Source organism: Amycolatopsis sp. NPDC051371 (assembly GCF_040682155.1).
Taxonomy (GTDB): domain Bacteria; phylum Actinomycetota; class Actinomycetes; order Mycobacteriales; family Pseudonocardiaceae; genus Amycolatopsis.
Window position 1 is genome coordinate 1 of the sequence record NZ_JBFBAG010000092.1, and the last position, 16,116, is coordinate 16,116.

Sequence of the window (16,116 nt, forward strand, 5' to 3'; positions counted from 1 at the left end):
CGATCGGGATGCTCAGTCCCGACACCTACGAGCGGTCGCTGGCAGCGGCTGCCTGAACTGTGTAAGCCCCTGTCCACCGTTCGGGGTGAACCTCAGACGGCACCCACCGTCGCGCACCGCTCATAGCTCAACTCCGGACAGCCAAGATAGCCCAGTCAGCCTTGCTGTCAGTACTTGCTCACTTCCCAGATTGCTAGAGCCGATCAGGCTGCCACATCAGGAAGCAGTCGGATCGCGACAAAGGCTCGAGGAGCCGATCTGCCTCAACGACAATCTACGGTCCAATATGGAGCGGGGTGAGCTCAACGGCTGGGGCTACCACAACGTCATGCAGGACGCCGACTTCTCTTCGGCCCGATCTTCCTCCAGCACCCAAGTGTCGCAGTAAGTCATCAGCAGATGGCGACAGCCTGCGAGCTCGCGAGCGAGTCGAAGCAACCGCCTGAGAGTGGCTCCTCTGCTTGCGAGCCAAGCGCGGAGCGGACGATCGGGTCGCGCTGATTGAAGCGGCCACTGCGGTCGAGGTCGCACTCTTGTCGATCGTCTAGCTGTTCCCGCCCCCACCCTCACCTTCGTGCGCTCGCACCACCCGCCCCCGCACGCCGTCAGGGCGCCGCCGCGACCTGCAGATCCCAGCACTGCCCAGACCGCGACCGCTCCGCACGTACCAGCCCCGCGACACCAGCAGCGACCACAACGTCGGCGAGAGACTGCGCATCTTGCTGCCCGCAGAGACCTTCCGGGACCTCTACATCGACCGCGGCTGGTCCATCTCCGCTCTCGCCGTCCGCTACGAGGTCAACCGGCGCCGCATCACCACGCTCGCCACCGCATACGACATACCACTGCGGGACCCGAGCAACCCACCGCCCGGGATCAACCGCCGGTGGCTGCACGAGCAATACGTACGCCGCGGCCGCAGCTTGGAAGACCTCGGCGCCGAGCTCGGCCTGCACCCCACCACGATCATCAGCTGGTGCCGCCGCTACAACCTGCCCGTGCGTCCCGCCGGGGCCAACGTCCACCGCAGCGCTCTCTACCCGGCCGAGGCAATCCCACCCGAGCTGCGACCCGCGCTCACCGCCGCCCGCCCGTGGAAACGACTGGCCGCGTTTGTCCACCTCCGTGGCTACCCGACCCTGTCCGCAAGTGCGCCGCCCCATTGTCCCCCGCCCGACCACCACCCTCACCGACCAAGGTCAGGCTCTAGCCACCAGCATCGCCGCTGTCCTCGCGCGAACACCCGGCCTGGCCCGTAACGAAACCTCGCTGCCGTCCGGCCGAAGCGCAGCCAGCCGCAGGAGTCGATCTGCGCCGTCGCCCGGGTGAAAGGTTTTGCAACGCGGGGCCTGCCTGCTCGCCACGAGCGGCTGCGCCCCGGCTCCACCCGGTGCGCAGGAGACGTGAGCACGCCCACACGCGACCGGCTGTTCCGGTCCGGCTGGTGTCTGGGTAGCAACGCCACATGGGGATGGGCATGGTGGTTGCTCAGTAGCCGCCGGCGCGCTTGTTCAAGCTCGATCAGCATCGACACGATCGGCGCCTACGGCAGCGTCTCAATCAGCCGGCGGTAAGCACGTTGCCGGCAGGCCCGCGAGCAGTACGCGCGGACGACCGGTGGCCGGCCGGGCGACCCCTGGAGGTCACACGCCATCTCCCACGGGTGTACGGTACCGTTTCGTTCAGATCAACGGGAGGACCCATGGATGCCGTGCGGCCTGCACCGTCGTCTCGAGGAGTCGGACGAGAGGACGCCATTCTGGCGGCGGCGGCGGAGCTGGTCACCGAGATCGGCTACGAGCGCGTGACCGTCGATGCGATCGCTGCCCGCGCCAAGTCGTCAAAGGCCACGATGTACCGGCGCTGGGCGGGCAAGGCCGAGCTGGTCGCCGAGGCGTTGCGGCGCTCGGCCGAGGGCGCCGGCACGGCGCCGCCGGACACCGGAACGGTGCGTGGCGATCTCCTCGACGCCGTGGCCGGCATCACCCGGGCCGTGACCGGTGCGGGCGGGCCGGCGCTCCTGGGACTGGTCGAGGGCATCCGCTCCGACCCGGCCCTGCGCGAGCTCATCGCCGACCAGATCGGCCGACGCGGCCGCAACGATGCCGAGATGATCTCCGCCCGCGCGCGTGCCCGTGGCGAGGCTGCCGTGACCGAGCGGGTCGTCCTGGCGTTGGACGTGGCCATCGCCAGGGTCCTCCTGCTCACCCTGCTGCGCGGCGTGCCGCTCGACGAGGCCGCGCAGCAGGACCTCGTCGACGAGGTCCTCCTCCCGCTCCTCGGCCCCACGCACTGATCCCCACGCCGGCATCTGAAAGAGAATCGTCATGCACAGCACCCTCACCACCGACATCGAGCAGTTCCCGATCGACGTCCCGCAGGGCGACCTCGACGACCTGCGCACCCGGCTCGCCCTCACCCGGTGGCCGGGCTTCGAGACCGTCACCGACACCAGCCAGGGCCCCACCACCGGCGCGATCCGGGCGCTGACCAGTTACTGGGCCGAGACCTACGACTGGCGCCGCGCCGAGGCCCTGCTCAACGGCATGGGCTCCTACCGCATCACCATCGACGGCCTGGACATCCACTTCCTGCACGTGCGTTCACCCGAGGCCGACGCGCTGCCGCTGCTGATGACCCACGGCTGGCCCAGCTCCGTGCTCGACTTCGCCAAGACGGTCGGGCCGCTCACCGACCCCGCCGCTCACGGTGGCGACCCGCGGCAGGCGTTCCACCTGGTGATCCCGTCCCTGCCGGGCTTCGGGTTCTCCGCCCAGCCCGACACCACCGGCTGGGGCTTCCCCCGGATCGCCGACGCCTGGATCGCCCTGATGGACCGGCTCGGCTACGACCGCTGGGGCGCGCACGGCGGTGACCTGGGCACCGCGGTGACCAACACCATCGCCGCGAAGGACATCCCGCAGCTGGCCGGTATTCACCTCAGCATGGGCATGTTCGGCCCCGATCCCGACGAGATCGCCGACGCGACCCCCGAGGAGCAGGCCATGCTCGCGAGTGCCGGCCACTTCTGGGACAAGCTCTCGGGCTACGCGAAGGAACAGGGCACCCGCCCGCAGACCATCGGCTATTCCCTCGCCGACTCACCCGTCGGTCTCGCCGCCTGGATCTACGCGATGTTCCAGGACACCTGCGCCACCCCCGGTGACGCACCGGCGTCGTTCACCTACGACGAGCTGCTCGACGCGATCATGATGTATTGGCTGCCCAACGCCGGCGCGTCATCCGCGCGGATCTACTGGGACATGCTCAACGGCGGCGCACCCGCGCCGGTCACGGCCGCCTCGCCGATCGCCGTGCCGACCGGGTTCATCCAGCTCGCCGGCGAACATGTCCGCAAGACCCGGCGCTGGATCGAGCGCCGCTACACCGACCTCGTCCATTTCGCCGAGGGCCCCGGCGGCCACTTCGCCGCGCTCGAGAACCCCGAGGCGCTCATCGACAGTATCCGCGCGACCTTCGCGACCCTGCGCTGAGCCCCACCGTCCTCACCCCCAGGAGACCTCCCGTGCCCGGCACCCCCACCGTCCTGCTGCCCGACGACCTGATCGGCCTGCTCCGCCGGCCCAGCCCGTGCTTCATCTCCACCGTGATGCCCGACGGATCCCCCCAGATGACCCAGACCTGGGTCGATACCGACGGCCACCACATCCTGATCAACACCGTGGTGGGCTACCGCAAGGCCAAGAACATCGCCCGCGACCCCCGGGTGGCCATCAGCGTGACCGACCCCGACGACGTTTCCCGCTACTACGCGCTCCGCGGGCACGTCATCGACTCCACCACCGACGGCGCGGCCGAGAACATCGAGGAGCTCTCCCACAAGTACCTCGGCACACCCCACCCCAACTTCAGCGGCAAACCCGAGACCCGGTTGCTGCTCACCATCGCGGTGGACTCCATCGCCCACGCGCCCCGCACGTAGCGGACGCACCGTCCGTTCCGGTCCACAACGGAGTTCCTTGGGCAGCAGCCGAACCAGCGCGGCGAACACAGCCCGGTCGGCCCGGTCCAGGCGAGGTTTCGGGTTGCTTCGGCGCAGCACCGCGACCTCGTGGCGTAGCACCAGCAACTCGACGTCCTTCGACGCCGACGAGCGGCCAAGCAACACCAGCAGGCCACCAGCTTCTGAAACCCCACAGCCGCGCCGTCAAGCTGAGTGACTGCTGTCGACCATGAGGTCGCCACGAAGACCGGCTGTGTGACGACCGAGGTCGTCGGGTTCGCTCAGCCCGGCAGCTCGAATCGCCTTCAGCTGGGCACGGCGAGCCTGCAAGGAGATCCGCTTGTCACGGTCCTCGGTTCACTCCTTCATCCGAGCCAGGTAATGGTGGACGGCAGTGATCCGCCCGGTGCGCCAACGCCGCGGTTGTCGAACGCGATGACCCGGCGGTGCGCGGCGACGCCGTCGATCACCCGCGGATCCCGATCCCCGAGCACCGCCTTCAGGTGGTGCCGGAAAACCGACTCCGCACCGTCGGTGCGGCTCAGCGAGTACTCAGTCGGCCCGACCCACGCCGTCGAATATCGCGAGGGCATACCGGATGCCCTGCTCCAGTAGCTCGTCGGCCAGCTGCCGGTCGGTGACGGCACGGGAAAGCTGCATCGTCCCGACCATCATCGCGTAGACGCTCAGCGTCGTGGTCCGAGCCGACATCGGGTCGTCCGGCGCAAGGCGGGCGGCCACGTCGTCGATGATGCCCAGCACGCCCTCGGTATACGCCTGCTTCGTCGACTCCGCGCACCGGACGATCTCGTCCAGCAGCGCGGCGGAAGGGCAGCCCTCACCCGGGTTGTCGCGATGCTCCGGTGAAAGGTAGGAGCGCACGATCTGCTCCACCCCCGCACGTCCCGGCGTCACCGCGGCGAGCTGCTCCCGCTGGCCGGACAGCTGATCCGTGACGGCCGTCGCCACCAGGTCCTCTTTGGACCCGAAGTGAGCGTAGAAGGCGCCGTTGGTCAGCCCGGCGTCCGACATGAGCGTCGCGACGCCGGAGCCGTCGATGCCGTCACGCTTGAGCCGGCGACCGGCCGTCTCGACGATCCGGCGTCTCGTCTCCAGCTTGTGCTCTTTCGCGTATCGCACCACTTCGCACGCTCCTTACCCACGTTGCGAGTACGACCATACGCTAAAGTTGTCAGGGCACGATGGCGACAACGACCTTGCCCGCCTTCGTGCGCCCTTGCCCGACGTGGGCCAGCGCCTCGCGCGTTTCGGAGAACGGGAACGTCCGGTCGATCACCGGGCGCAGCTCCCCCTTGTCGTAGAGGGCGCCGAGCTCACGCAGCTGCGCACCGCTGGCCCGCATGAAGAAGAACTCGTACCGCACCCCCGAAACCTTGGCCCGCTTGCGCACCTTGCGGCTCAGGAAGTTCATCACCGCGCCCAGGAAGAACGGGGCCCCGAGCTGCTTGGCGAATCCGGCGTCCGGCGGACCCGCGACGCCGATGGCGATGCCGCCGGGCTTCAGCACGGTCAGCGACTTTTCGAGGTTCGCCCCGCCCAGGGCGTCCAGCACCAGGTCGTAGCCGGACAGCACCTTCGAGAAGTCTTCCTTCGTGTAGTCGACCACGACGTCGGCGCCCAGGTCGCGGACCAGGTCGATCGTCGACGTGCTCGCGGTGGTCGCCACCGAAGCCCCGAGGTGCTTGGCGAGCTGGATCACCGTCGAGCCGAGACCGCCGGCGCCCGCGTGGACAAGCACCTTTTGCCCCGGCCGCACGTTCGCCCGCTCGACGAGGATCTGCCAGGCGGCCAGCGCCACCAGCGGCACCGCGGCCGCCTCGTGCAGGGTCAGCGACTCCGGCTTGGGCGCGACGTCGTCCTCGTCGATCGCGATGTACTCCGCGAACCCGCCGATCCGCAGATCGCGTGGACGGGCGTAGACCTCGTCGCCGACCCGGAAGCCGCGGACGGCCGGACCGGCCTTCGTCACGACGCCGGCCACGTCGTGGCCCAGCACGAACGGCGTCTTGTACTTCAGGAGCTGTTTGAACTCCCCGTTGCGCACCATCTTGTCGAGGGGGTTGATGCTCGTGGCGTGCACCCGGACGAGGACGTCGCGGTCCCCGACCGCGGGCTCGGGTACTTCCGCGGCGCGCACGGTGTCCTTGCCGTACTTCTCGACGACGAATGCCTTCATGTCAGCCAGCTTTCTGTGTGATCCGGTGGGTGGCCCTCAGAGCACCCTTGTCGATCTTGCCGACCGGGTTCTTCGGGATGGCGTCGAGCACGACCAGTTCGGTCGGCCGTTTGTAACCGCTGAGGCTCGCCGCGCAGCGTGCTTTCAGCGCCTCGGGGTCGACGGTCCGGCCGGGGCGCGGCTGGACGTACGCGACGACCACCTCGCCCCACTTTTCGTCGGGCACGCCGATCACGGCCGCTTCGAGGACGGACGGGTCGCCGGTGAGCACGTCCTCGATCTCCTTGGGGTAGATGTTCTCCCCGCCGCGGATGATCATGTCCTTCGACCGCCCGGCCAGGGTCAGGTAGCCGTCCGCGTCCAGGTGGCCGACGTCGCCGGTGTGCAGCCAGCCGTCGACGACGACCCGGGCCGTGTCCTCCGGGCGGCCGAGGTACCCGCGCATGACGTTGGGACCGCGCACGACGACCTCACCGTCCACACCGGACTCGACCGGCGTACCGTCCGGGCCGAGGATCCGGATTTCCTGTCCGGGGAAGGCGACGCCGACGGTCCCGGCCCGCCGCGGGCCGTCGACGGGGTTGATCGTGGAGGCACAGGTTCCTTCGGACAACCCGTACCCCTCGATCAGGGGAAATCCGTAGCGGGCCTCGAATCGGGTCAGCAGCTCCGCGGAGGCGGGTGCCGCGCCGCAGATGCCGAACCGCAGGGACGAGGTGTCCGGCCGGACGGCGCCGGGCAGCGCCGCCAGCATGCTGTAGATCGTCGGAACCGCGCTGAAGTACGTGGGACGGTGGCGTTCGACGACGTCGAAGAACGTCTGCGGGTTGAACCGGTCGGCGATCACCACGCCGGCTCCGGCGAGCAGCGGCATGAGCACGCTGACCACGATGCCGTTGACGTGGAAGAGCGGCAGGATCAGCAGGCACCGGTCGGCCGGCCCGATGTCCAGCGCCCGGCGGCCCATCTCGGCCATCGCGTCGAGGTTGGCGTGGTCGAGCATCACGCCCTTCGGGACGCCGGTCGTGCCGCTGGTGTAGATGAGCAGCGCCGGCGCGGAGGGATCCGCGGGGACGGCCTGATCCCGTTGCGCGCTCGCTTCGGACAGGTCGCCGACGGTGACCGTGGTGACCTCGCCGGCCGCGGCCGCGCCGGTTTCGACCACCAGCAGGCGGGCGGCGGAGTCGTCGAGCTGCCGGGCGACCTCGACGTCGGTCAGGCTCGGGTTCACCGGCGTCACGGTCGCGCCGATCCGCCACGCCGCGAAGAGCAGGAGCACGAACTCGATTCGGTTGGCGAGCTTGAGCGCGACGACGTCGCCGGGGCCGATCCCGTGCTCCCGCAGGTACGCCGCGGTCGCGCGAACCCGGCCCAGCAGCTGCACGTTGGTCAGCGACCGGGTCTCGTCCGAGACCGCCGCGCCCCGCGGATCGGCCTCGGCGCGGCGGTCGGGCAGCGAGGCGAAGTTCATGGCTTGCCCACCGAGATGGCCGGGTTCAGCTGCCGGGTGAGGAACTCCGTCTGGTCGCGGACCAGCGCCTCGAACGGCTCGCCGAGGTAGAAGTCGAAGTGACCGGCGTCGTAGGTCTTGACTTCGCCGCGCGGGGCGGTCCGGGCGTAGCGCAGGGTCTGGGCGGGCGGCGTGACGCTGTCGGTGGTGCTGACGCAGAAGAGGATGGGGATGGTGATCCTCTTCGCGGCCCGCCCGGGCCGATAGCCGGCGATGGTCGGGACGACGCGGGCCGCGACCTCGTTGCGGAACGTCGTTCCCGGCGGGACGAGTGCCTGGTAGCCGGGCAGCGCGTCCGGCGCGTTCATGAGAGCCGGCGACCCCGGTGCGGCGGCGAGCGGGATCATGGCGGGGCCGGTCCCGCGGACCCGGGCCACCAGGTCCCGTGCGAGGACGGGACCGAGCTTGAGCGAGGCCACCGGGCCCAGCGCGATGGCGGAGGCGAGGCCGTCGGTGAACGGGCACTGGGCCACGGCCGCACGCAGTTCGGGGTGGCGAGCGGCGACCGTGATGGCGTGACCGCCGCCGAACGAGCTGCCCCAGACCGCGATGCGCGACCCGTCGACGTCACCACGGGCCTTGACGTGCGCGATGGCCGCGTCCCAGTCGGCGAGCTGGCGCTTGATCGACAGGAGCTGCCGGGGGCTGCCACCGCTGTCGCCGAAATGCCGGTAGGTGAAGGCCAGCACGGCGAAACCGGCCTGGGCGAACCGCTCGGCGAAGGCGTCCAGCCGCATCTCGCGCGTGGCGCCCAGGCCGTGTCCGAGGATGATCACCGGAGCCGGCGCGGCGAGCCCCTCCGGCACGTAGAGCCACGCGGCGCAGAAGGTGTCGCCGGAGGGAAAATCGACGTCGTGGCGGGTGAAGGGGTGCGGCCCGGTCATGACCGGCTCCCCCGGGGCACCCGGCCCGATTCGAGCGCGGCTTTGTACGTGTCCGGGTTGTAGAGGGGCAGTTCGCCGTCGGCGGCCGTGGCTTCCAGGTAGTCGAGCATCAACTCCTGGCCCTCGTCCGACAGCGCCCTGGCGAGGAACTCGGCGCGCTCGGCGTGCAGGCCGTCCGTCAGCGACATCGAGCCGCCGAAGTACACGGCCCGCTTGATCGCCGCGACCGAGCCCTTCGGCCGGGCACCGAGGTGCAGGGCGAGTTCGGTCGCCCGCGCGATCACCTCCTCCGGCGCGACCACGTCGTCGACGGCGCCGTTGGCGAGGGCCTCCGCGGGCGTGAACGGCTTGCCTTCGAGGATCGCGAGCAATGCCTTGTGCGTCCCGATCAGGCGGGGCAGCCGCTGGCTGCCGCCACCGCCGGGCATGATGCCGAGGAGCACTTCCGGCTGCCCGATGAAGAAGTCGCCGTCGGCCATGACGCGCAGGTCGTTCGCCCAGGCGAACTCCGCGCCGAGGCCGAGCGCCGAGCCGTTGAGCGCGGCGGCGAAGACGACGCCGCTCGAGTTCATCCGCAGGAACGTCTCGTGCAGGCGCTCCAGCTGGACGGCCGGCCACAGCGGCGTCTTGCGGAACACCGGACCCAGCACGCGAGCGCGGTCGACGCCCCGCGCCGTGCGCGCCATGGCGGAGGCGCCGCGAGGGCCGACCGACGGCACCGCGGCACCGCCCTCCTGCAGCCACCGCACGTCGGCGTGGCTGACGAACCGCTCGGGGTGGGCCCCGGTGAAGACGACGGCGTGCACGCCAGGGTCGCGATCGACCCGGTCCACCAGCTCGGCGAGCTGGTCGGCGATGGCGGCGCCGAACAGGCCGAGCGGCCCGCCGTCCACCCGGACGAGCACGACGGCTCCACGGTCCTCGACGTCGAGGTGACCTTGTTCGGTGTTTGTCATGGCTATCACTTCCTTGGCTGGGTGGGAACCGGTGCCGCCGGCACCAGCTGGTCGTTCCGGCCGAGCGCCTCGACCTCGCGCTCGAGCGCGGGAACCGCCTGGCTCGCGAAGCGCCTCATCCACGGCCACGCCAACGGCGAGTTGAGCGCACCCTTGAGCCAGTCGGCCACGGCGACCGCGCGCGGCACGTAGACGCGGCTGCGCCGGCGCACGAGCCCGTCGACGATGGCGGCCGCCGCCTTGTCCACGCTCATGGTGACGTTGCCGGGGTAGGGCAACCGGCTGCGGAGCCGCCCGACCGACGGAAGGTCGGCGTCGGCGCCACGCACGAGGTCCGTGTCGATCCACGAGGGATGTACGAGGCCGACGGTGACGCCGAGGTGAGCCACTTCCTGCCGATAGGTCAGCGCGAGCAGTTCGGCGGCGGACTTGCCGGCGCCGTAGGCCGCCATCCCGGCGAGGGGCATGAAGGACAGCGCCGAGGCCACGACGGTCACGTGTCCCCGGCTGCGCTCGAGGTGCGGAGTCGCGTACTTCAACGTGCGGAAGACGCCGTTCACGTTGATGTCCACGACCCGCTCGAACGAAGCCTCGTCGATCTGCCGGACCGTCCCGTACGCCGCGACACCGGCGTTCGCGACGACAAGGTCGACGCCGGCCATGGCCCGCGCGCAGTCGTCGATCGCTGCCCGCAGGGCGTCGCCGTCGCGCACATCGGCCTCCCGCCAGACCGTGCCGGCCCCGAGGTCGTCCGCGAGGCTTCGCAGCCGGTCGGGCTCGAGCCCGACCAGGGCGAGGCGCGCGCCACGAGCGGCGGCGATGCGGGCCACCTGCTCCCCGATCCCGCGAGCCGCACCCGTCACGACGAGCCGCCTACCTGCTAAGTCTCGTTTCATGACGGCCAACGTAACTTCGTTACAACCCGATGGCAACCTGCGGTCATGTAATTACGGTCATAATTCAAAGTCGCCGGAGTTCCTTGTGTCCCGGCCCGGGATCGACCTATGGTCGTACGGTCATAATCCAAAAGGATGGGAGCCACGATGACGGTCCTCACGCGCTACCAGGACGCACCCACCAAGACCATCGACGGCAATGGCGTCACCTACGCCTACCGGCAGCTCGGCCCGGGCGGCGGCACGCCGGTGATCTTCCTCCACCACCTGGCCGCGGTGCTGGACAACTGGGACCCCCGCGTCGTCGACGGCATCGCCGCACACCACCGGGTGATCACCTTCGACAACCAGGGAGTCGGCGCGTCCACCGGCACGACGCCGAAGACCATCCAGGCGATGGCGGCCGACGCGGTCACCTTCATCCGGGCGCTGGGGCTGACCCAGGTCGACATCCTCGGCTTCTCCATGGGCGGCATGATCGCCCAGGTGATCGCCCAGGAAGAGCCGCAGCTGATCCGCAAGCTGATCCTCGCCGGAACAGGCCCCGCCGGTGGCGAGGGCATCAAGAACGTGACCAAGCTGTCGCATCTGGACACGGTCCGCGGACTGCTCACGTTCCAGGACCCGAAGCAGTTCCTGTTCTTCACCAGGACCGCGAAGGGGCGCCGGGCGGGCAAGGAGTTCCTGGCCCGGTTGAAGGAGCGCACGGACAACCGGGACAAGGCGATTGCCCTCAAGTCCTACTTCGCGCAACTCGCGGCGATTCACAGGTGGGGGCTGGAGACGCCGTCCGATCTCTCCGTCATCAAGGTGCCCGTGCTCGTCGCCAACGGCGACAACGACAGGATGGTGCCGACGAAGAACTCGACCGACCTGGCCCGGCGCATTCCGGACAGCGAGCTGGTGATCTACCCCGACGGCGGGCACGGCGGCATCTTCCAGTACCACCGCGAGTTCGTCCCCCAGGCCCTCGAATTCCTCGGGCGGTGAACCTCAGCTCGCCACTGCGCGCTGCAGCACCGCGTGGTGCGAGGCTTCGGCCCGCTCCCGGGTGTCGCCGAGCGCGACCGCGAAGTTGATCCCCAGCGGCAGCAGGACCTCGGTGACCGAATCGGCGAACTCGGCGAAGTGCTCGGCTAGCTCGAGCATGATGTAGCCGTGGACGAAACTCCACAGCTGCGCGGCGATCACCTCGGGATCTTGCGCATCGGCCCGGCCGGTGTCCACCAGCCGGGCACAGGCCAGGGTGACGTGCCGGTGGGCGCCCCGGAACGCCGCCGAACGCCCGCTCCGCCGCGTCTCCGGCTCGGCCAGCGGCCGGTAGGTCGACCGCGTCGACAGGCCGAACATCAGGTCGTAGAGGTGCGGGTTCTCCCGCGCGACACGTCGGCAGCTCAGGGCCATCGCGAACAAGTCCGCCACCGGGTCGTCGGTCACCGGTAGCTCGGCGAACGCCCGGTCCAGCTCCCGGAACCCGTGGTCGGCGACCGCGGCGACCAGTTCGGCGATCCCGCCGAAGTGGTGGTAGACCGTCGACGTCGTCAGCCCGATCGCGGACGCCACCGTCCGCGCCTTGATCGCGGCCGGCCCCTGCTCGGCCAGCAGGCCGATCGTGGCCTGCACCAGCCGCTCCGGCACCCCGCCGACAGTCGCATCCCCTGACATTGTCCCCATCGTCGCACCCGATTCCGTCCCGCGGCCGACACGGCCGCTCCCGTAGCACTTGCCACCGTACTGTAACCTCGTTACCCCCGGGTGCGGCGATCCCGGGCCGCTCTGTTCGCCGCCGCGGTGCGGCTGGTCACCGAGCGGCAGACGACCGCGATCTCCGTCTCGGACCTCGCCGACGCCGCGGACATGAGCCGCCGAGTCGTGTACCAGCAGTTCCAGGACCGGGACACACTGCAGCTCGAGGCCGCCCTCGACCTCCTGCGCCGTGCACACCAGGACGAATCCGGGACCGATGACGGCGACACACCGGACTCGCGGGCGACGAAGGTGCTCGCGATGGCCGCACACTTCGCCCAACACCAGACGTTCTACCGCACGATGCTGACCGGAACGTGCGCCTATGCGTTCACCAAGGAACTGTGCGGGCTCTTCGCACCCTTCAACCGGCAGATCGTCCTGCAGCGCCACGGCCCCGACCTGGCTCCCGAGATCGTCGACGACCTCACCGACTTCCTGACCGGCGGCGTCGCCGCCATCGTCCACACCTGGATCGTCGACGGGACCGCCCCGCTCGACCCCGCGGACCTGACCACACGCCTGGCCCGGCTGCTGCCGCTCGTCACCGGCTCAGCCGGCTGAGCCACCCGGATTCGACTACTCGGAGGACAAATTGACCACGACTGTGCACAAGGGACTCGCGTACGCGCCGGCCGACCCCAGCGGGAACGAAGGGCACCTGCTCGACCTCTACCTACCGGAATCCTCCCGGCCAACCCCGCTCGTGATCTGGTCACACGGGTCGGGGTGGCTGTCCGAGAACGGCCGCGACGGCGCGGAAACCGTAGCGCGGCACCTGAACCCAGCCGGGTTCGCCGTGGCCGGCGTGGCGATCCGATCGAGTGCGGCGACCCGGTTCCCCGGCCAGCTGCACGACATCAAGTCCGCCGTCCGCCGGCTGCGGACGGAGGCCGGAAAGTACAATGTGGACACCGCGCACCTCGGGATCATGGGTGAGTCATCCGGCGGCTGGGCGGCCGCGATGGCGGGCGTCACCGGCGACGTGCCCGCCCTCGAAGGAAACGTCGGCGTGCAGGGCCCGTCCAGTGCCGTGCAGGCTGTGGTGGCGTTCTACCCACCGACCGACTTCCTGCAGATGGACGCGCACATGCCGGACGGCGGTGTGCCGTTCAACCGGGTGTTCGGCCTCACCGAAGGCCACAACGACCCGCGGTCACCCGAGTCGCGGCTCCTGGGCGCCCCGATCCGGGACTGCCCGCAACGGGCCGCCGAAGCCAACCCGATCACCTACGTGCGTCCGTCGGTTCCGCCTTTCCTGATCCTGCACGGGCAGCAGGACGAGTTCGTTCCGCACCACCAGGGAAGGCTTCTCTATGACGCGCTGTCCGGGGAAGGCGCCCAAGCCTCCTTCGTCTCCTATCCCCACGCAGCGCACGGAACGTGGCGCCCGATGCTCGAGGACGCCGCCACTCGACGGGACGCTTCGATCACGTCCTCCCACGACGGTCAGCCACGCCCCTGCCAGCCGTCCTGGGACACGATCATCGCGTTCCTGAACGATCATCTGCGAGCACCTTCGGATGATGACCTCGTACAGGGCCGCGCGGGGTAGCCCGGCTCCGGGCACGGCCAGGCCGTCTGTCACGTCCTCGCGGGCCCGGCCAATCACGTCGCCCGTGCTGGAAACTGATCAGTTTCCCCCAGGTCCTTGGCGTGTGTGAGGCCCGGATTCGAGGCCGGCAGGGGGCGGGCCGGGGTCGAAAACGTCCTCGACGTCCTACGCGACTGGTGCTCCTCGCGCGGGCGCGCCGGGAGCGGCGGGGCACGCCACCGGCACGGGCCTACCGCGTCGCGACGTCCCGGCATCCCGCTCTGCCGCTCTGACCCGCTGTCCGGGCCGGGTGGTTTGACCGGCATGCCCCGGGGAAACCGGCGGGTGCCGACGAGCGAGGTGAACCACATGACCGCACCACCCCAGGTGGCCGTCGGGGTGCTGACCGACCGAGGGCTGCCCGAGCAGGTGATCACGACGATCGCCGACGAGCTACCCCGAATCTTCGGCGCCCGGGTCAGCGGCGAGACGCAGTGGCGGGTGGAGCACGAGGTAGCGCAGCTGCCGCTGGACGAAGACGGTGACATCCCGATGCGCACGCTGGCGCAGCAGCACCGGCAGGACCGGGGCTGGGACCTGCTGGTCCTCGTCACCGATCTGCCCCGGCGCGCGGGGACAAAACCCATCGTCGCCGGGGTCGACGTCGAGCACGGGGTCGCGATGATCTCGCTGCCCGCACTCGGGGCCGTCCTGGTGCGGCACCGGACCCGGGCGTTGCTGGTCCGCGTGGTGCGGCAACTGGTGTCGCAGCGGCTCGGCATCGACGGAGAGCACCGTGACCGAGGAGCGGTCGCACGGTTGCGCGAGGCGCTGGCCCCGACGCAGCGCATGTCCGGCGGACGCCAGTCGGCCGCGACTCATCTCACTCTGGTCGGGCTGCGCGGCCGGTTACGGCTGCTGGCCGGGATGGTGCGGGACAACCGTCCGTGGCGGCTCGTCCCGCACCTCGCGGGCGCTACCGCGGCCGCGGCGGGGACCGCCGCCTACGGCATCATCACCAGTTCGTTCTGGAAGCTCGCCGACGCGCTGTCCCCGCTGCGGCTGGCGGCGATCACGGCGGTCACCGTCCTGGTCATGACGGTGTGGTTGACGGTGTACAACCACCTCTGGGACCGGCCCTCCGAGACTGCCGAGCGACGCAAGGCCCTGCTGTACAACGTTTCCACGGCGACCACGCTGGCGATCGGGGTGGCGTGCATGTACGCGATCCTGTTCGTGCTCGCGCTGTTCGCGGCGGCCGTCCTGATCGACAGCGGCTATTTCGCGCAGGCGCTGGGGCACCCCGTCGGGGTGGGTTCGTACTTGAACCTGGTGTGGTTGTGCAGTTCGGTCGGGATCGTCGCCGGCGCGCTCGGATCGAGCCTCGAGGACGAAGAGACCGTCCGCAACGCGACCTACAGCCGCCGCGAGCGCGAACGCCAAGAACGCAACCGGCGCCGAGGGGAAGACCAGACGTTCCCGGACCGGGAGTTCACCGCGCGAAGCGACGAGTAACCGACAGCGGTGCAGACGGGATCACCCCCGGCGGCCGGCGGCGAGGTCGAGGGCGACGTCGGTGATCATGTCCTCCTGGCCATGCCGCAGTAGACGCCGGCGTAGCCCAGGCTGAGGGTTTCCGGTCCACGCGGACCTCGCGATCCCGCAACCGTTCCGAGCGTGTGCATGGTCGCGGTGACGCCGCCGACGAACAGTCCCTGCACGACGCGCAGCGCCAGGAACAGGATCGGCGCGAGCACGCCCACCGAGGCGTGGGAAGGGACCGACCCCATCGCGGCCGTGGTGACGCCGACGCCGCCCATCACGAGCACCATGGTCGCCTTGCGCCCCTTGCGATCCGCCAGCTCACCGAAGATCGCCACCCTGCACCGCACGGACCCTATAGACCCACGGCGCGCGGACTGGGATGGTCGCAGGGTGCTCAGCTCAGGGCGCCGCGACTCGACCTCGGCGCATTCGGCTCCGGCGGCCAGGCGTTCGGGCTGAGCAGCTCGGTCTCGGTGATCGGGTAGGCACGGCGCCACCGTGCCCGGGAGCCGACGTACGCGGCTTGCTTGTCGGTTGAGTGCAGCCCAAACCCAGCCAATTGGCCGAAGGCGTCGCGGCCCACCTCAGGAAGGCGGGTCAGTGGGCGATGACGATGGCGGGAAAGCTGGCGATGACCGCGGCGGAGACAGCGATCAAGACCAGCCTGGGCGCCTGACTTCCAGCCGTGCCGGAGGCCCGCCCCGCTGGACACGACGCGAGACCCTCGCCGAATTCCGGCGAGCGACCGGACTTCCCACCGCGACCAACATGATCGCCACCGACTGGCGGCAGCTGACCCACGCCCTGGCCCTGCAGTCGATCTCCATCCCCCTGGCCGACCCGCACTTCTGGACCATGCAGGGCTCGGTGCGCGTGGCCCAGCT

The 16,116-nt window shown here is 70.0% G+C and carries 17 protein-coding genes; 9 read left to right on the plus strand and 8 right to left on the minus strand.

Annotation, left to right across the window (positions count from 1 at the left end; genetic code table 11):
• Positions 1 to 719: 719 nt before the first annotated feature.
• From AB0M59_RS52590 to AB0M59_RS52605, 4 genes are all read left to right on the plus strand, one after another.
• Positions 720 to 1,259, plus strand: a complete 540-nt coding sequence (locus AB0M59_RS52590) for a hypothetical protein (protein ID WP_364631697.1) — start codon at positions 720 to 722, stop codon at positions 1,257 to 1,259.
• Between the two features lie 443 nt (positions 1,260 to 1,702).
• Positions 1,703 to 2,296: a TetR/AcrR family transcriptional regulator gene (locus AB0M59_RS52595; RefSeq protein WP_364631700.1), complete on the plus strand. Its 594-nt coding sequence runs from the start codon at positions 1,703 to 1,705 to the stop codon at positions 2,294 to 2,296.
• 31 nt (positions 2,297 to 2,327) lie between these two features.
• A complete protein-coding gene (locus AB0M59_RS52600; protein ID WP_364631703.1) occupies positions 2,328 to 3,494 on the plus strand; it encodes an epoxide hydrolase family protein in 1,167 nt (388 codons plus the stop codon).
• 32 nt (positions 3,495 to 3,526) lie between these two features.
• Positions 3,527 to 3,943 (plus strand): TIGR03618 family F420-dependent PPOX class oxidoreductase, encoded by a 417-nt coding sequence (locus AB0M59_RS52605; protein ID WP_364631706.1) that lies wholly within the window; start codon positions 3,527 to 3,529, stop codon positions 3,941 to 3,943.
• 573 nt (positions 3,944 to 4,516) lie between these two features.
• On the opposite strand, the gene AB0M59_RS52610 is transcribed toward AB0M59_RS52605, so the two are convergent.
• From AB0M59_RS52610 to AB0M59_RS52635, 6 genes are read right to left on the minus strand one after another with little or no spacing between them, the layout of a single operon-like run.
• Positions 4,517 to 5,104 (minus strand): TetR/AcrR family transcriptional regulator, encoded by a 588-nt coding sequence (locus AB0M59_RS52610; protein ID WP_364631708.1) that lies wholly within the window; start codon positions 5,102 to 5,104, stop codon positions 4,517 to 4,519.
• A gap of 52 nt (positions 5,105 to 5,156) precedes the next feature.
• The gene (locus AB0M59_RS52615; RefSeq protein WP_364631711.1) at positions 5,157 to 6,161 is read right to left on the minus strand and encodes an NADP-dependent oxidoreductase; all 1,005 of its coding nucleotides are present in this window, start codon (positions 6,159 to 6,161) and stop codon (positions 5,157 to 5,159) included.
• Between the two features lies 1 nt (position 6,162).
• The gene (locus AB0M59_RS52620) at positions 6,163 to 7,632 is read right to left on the minus strand and encodes an AMP-binding protein (protein WP_364631714.1); all 1,470 of its coding nucleotides are present in this window, start codon (positions 7,630 to 7,632) and stop codon (positions 6,163 to 6,165) included.
• Positions 7,629 to 8,555 carry an alpha/beta fold hydrolase gene (locus tag AB0M59_RS52625; RefSeq protein WP_364631717.1) on the minus strand — a complete coding sequence of 309 codons (927 nt, stop codon included), beginning with the start codon at positions 8,553 to 8,555 and terminating at the stop codon, positions 7,629 to 7,631. Before AB0M59_RS52625 ends, AB0M59_RS52620 begins: the two co-directional genes overlap by 4 nt.
• Entirely contained in the window at positions 8,552 to 9,511 is a 960-nt protein-coding gene (locus tag AB0M59_RS52630) for an enoyl-CoA hydratase/isomerase family protein (RefSeq protein ID WP_364631719.1), read from the minus strand. Before AB0M59_RS52630 ends, AB0M59_RS52625 begins: the two co-directional genes overlap by 4 nt.
• Positions 9,512 to 9,516: 5 nt before the next feature.
• Positions 9,517 to 10,407 carry a short-chain dehydrogenase/reductase gene (locus tag AB0M59_RS52635; protein WP_364631722.1) on the minus strand — a complete coding sequence of 297 codons (891 nt, stop codon included), beginning with the start codon at positions 10,405 to 10,407 and terminating at the stop codon, positions 9,517 to 9,519.
• A 147-nt stretch (positions 10,408 to 10,554) separates the two neighbouring features.
• Here AB0M59_RS52635 and AB0M59_RS52640 point away from each other — a divergent pair, with 147 nt between their 5' ends.
• Positions 10,555 to 11,397, plus strand: coding sequence for an alpha/beta hydrolase (locus AB0M59_RS52640; protein WP_364631725.1), 843 nt, complete (start codon positions 10,555 to 10,557; stop codon positions 11,395 to 11,397).
• A gap of 3 nt (positions 11,398 to 11,400) precedes the next feature.
• Here AB0M59_RS52640 and AB0M59_RS52645 read toward each other — a convergent pair whose 3' ends face one another.
• The gene (locus AB0M59_RS52645) at positions 11,401 to 12,072 is read right to left on the minus strand and encodes a TetR/AcrR family transcriptional regulator (RefSeq protein WP_364631728.1); all 672 of its coding nucleotides are present in this window, start codon (positions 12,070 to 12,072) and stop codon (positions 11,401 to 11,403) included.
• Positions 12,073 to 12,162: 90 nt separating this feature from the next.
• Between AB0M59_RS52645 and AB0M59_RS52650 the strand changes: the two genes are divergently transcribed.
• The 3 genes from AB0M59_RS52650 to AB0M59_RS52660 all read left to right on the plus strand — a co-directional run bounded on the left by AB0M59_RS52650 (position 12,163) and on the right by AB0M59_RS52660 (position 15,202).
• Positions 12,163 to 12,717: a TetR family transcriptional regulator gene (locus AB0M59_RS52650; protein ID WP_364631730.1), complete on the plus strand. Its 555-nt coding sequence runs from the start codon at positions 12,163 to 12,165 to the stop codon at positions 12,715 to 12,717.
• Between the two features lie 31 nt (positions 12,718 to 12,748).
• Complete coding sequence (locus AB0M59_RS52655) at positions 12,749 to 13,708, plus strand: alpha/beta hydrolase (RefSeq protein ID WP_364631733.1); 960 nt, start codon at positions 12,749 to 12,751, stop codon at positions 13,706 to 13,708.
• Between the two features lie 348 nt (positions 13,709 to 14,056).
• The gene (locus AB0M59_RS52660) at positions 14,057 to 15,202 is read left to right on the plus strand and encodes a hypothetical protein (RefSeq protein ID WP_364631736.1); all 1,146 of its coding nucleotides are present in this window, start codon (positions 14,057 to 14,059) and stop codon (positions 15,200 to 15,202) included.
• Positions 15,203 to 15,267: 65 nt separating this feature from the next.
• Here AB0M59_RS52660 and AB0M59_RS52665 read toward each other — a convergent pair whose 3' ends face one another.
• A complete protein-coding gene (locus AB0M59_RS52665; RefSeq protein ID WP_364631739.1) occupies positions 15,268 to 15,567 on the minus strand; it encodes a hypothetical protein in 300 nt (99 codons plus the stop codon).
• 203 nt (positions 15,568 to 15,770) lie between these two features.
• Here AB0M59_RS52665 and AB0M59_RS52670 point away from each other — a divergent pair, with 203 nt between their 5' ends.
• On the plus strand, positions 15,771 to 15,908 hold the full coding sequence (locus AB0M59_RS52670; protein ID WP_364631741.1) for a hypothetical protein: 138 nt from the start codon (positions 15,771 to 15,773) through the stop codon (positions 15,906 to 15,908).
• Positions 15,909 to 16,116: the final 208 nt, after the last annotated feature.

Bases quoted from the DNA above. Each gene is read 5' to 3' on its own strand.
- AB0M59_RS52595 (WP_364631700.1), top strand. From the start codon at position 1,703: ATGGATGCCGTGCGGCCTGCACCGTCGTCTCGAGGAGTCGGACGAGAG.
- AB0M59_RS52600 (WP_364631703.1), top strand. From the start codon at position 2,328: ATGCACAGCACCCTCACCACCGACATCGAGCAGTTCCCGATCGACGTC.
- AB0M59_RS52615 (WP_364631711.1), bottom strand. From the start codon at position 6,161: ATGAAGGCATTCGTCGTCGAGAAGTACGGCAAGGACACCGTGCGCGCC.
- AB0M59_RS52620 (WP_364631714.1), bottom strand. From the start codon at position 7,632: ATGAACTTCGCCTCGCTGCCCGACCGCCGCGCCGAGGCCGATCCGCGG.
- AB0M59_RS52625 (WP_364631717.1), bottom strand. From the start codon at position 8,555: ATGACCGGGCCGCACCCCTTCACCCGCCACGACGTCGATTTTCCCTCC.
- AB0M59_RS52630 (WP_364631719.1), bottom strand. From the start codon at position 9,511: ATGACAAACACCGAACAAGGTCACCTCGACGTCGAGGACCGTGGAGCC.
- AB0M59_RS52635 (WP_364631722.1), bottom strand. From the start codon at position 10,407: ATGAAACGAGACTTAGCAGGTAGGCGGCTCGTCGTGACGGGTGCGGCT.
- AB0M59_RS52640 (WP_364631725.1), top strand. From the start codon at position 10,555: ATGACGGTCCTCACGCGCTACCAGGACGCACCCACCAAGACCATCGAC.
- AB0M59_RS52645 (WP_364631728.1), bottom strand. From the start codon at position 12,072: ATGTCAGGGGATGCGACTGTCGGCGGGGTGCCGGAGCGGCTGGTGCAG.
- AB0M59_RS52660 (WP_364631736.1), top strand. From the start codon at position 14,057: ATGACCGCACCACCCCAGGTGGCCGTCGGGGTGCTGACCGACCGAGGG.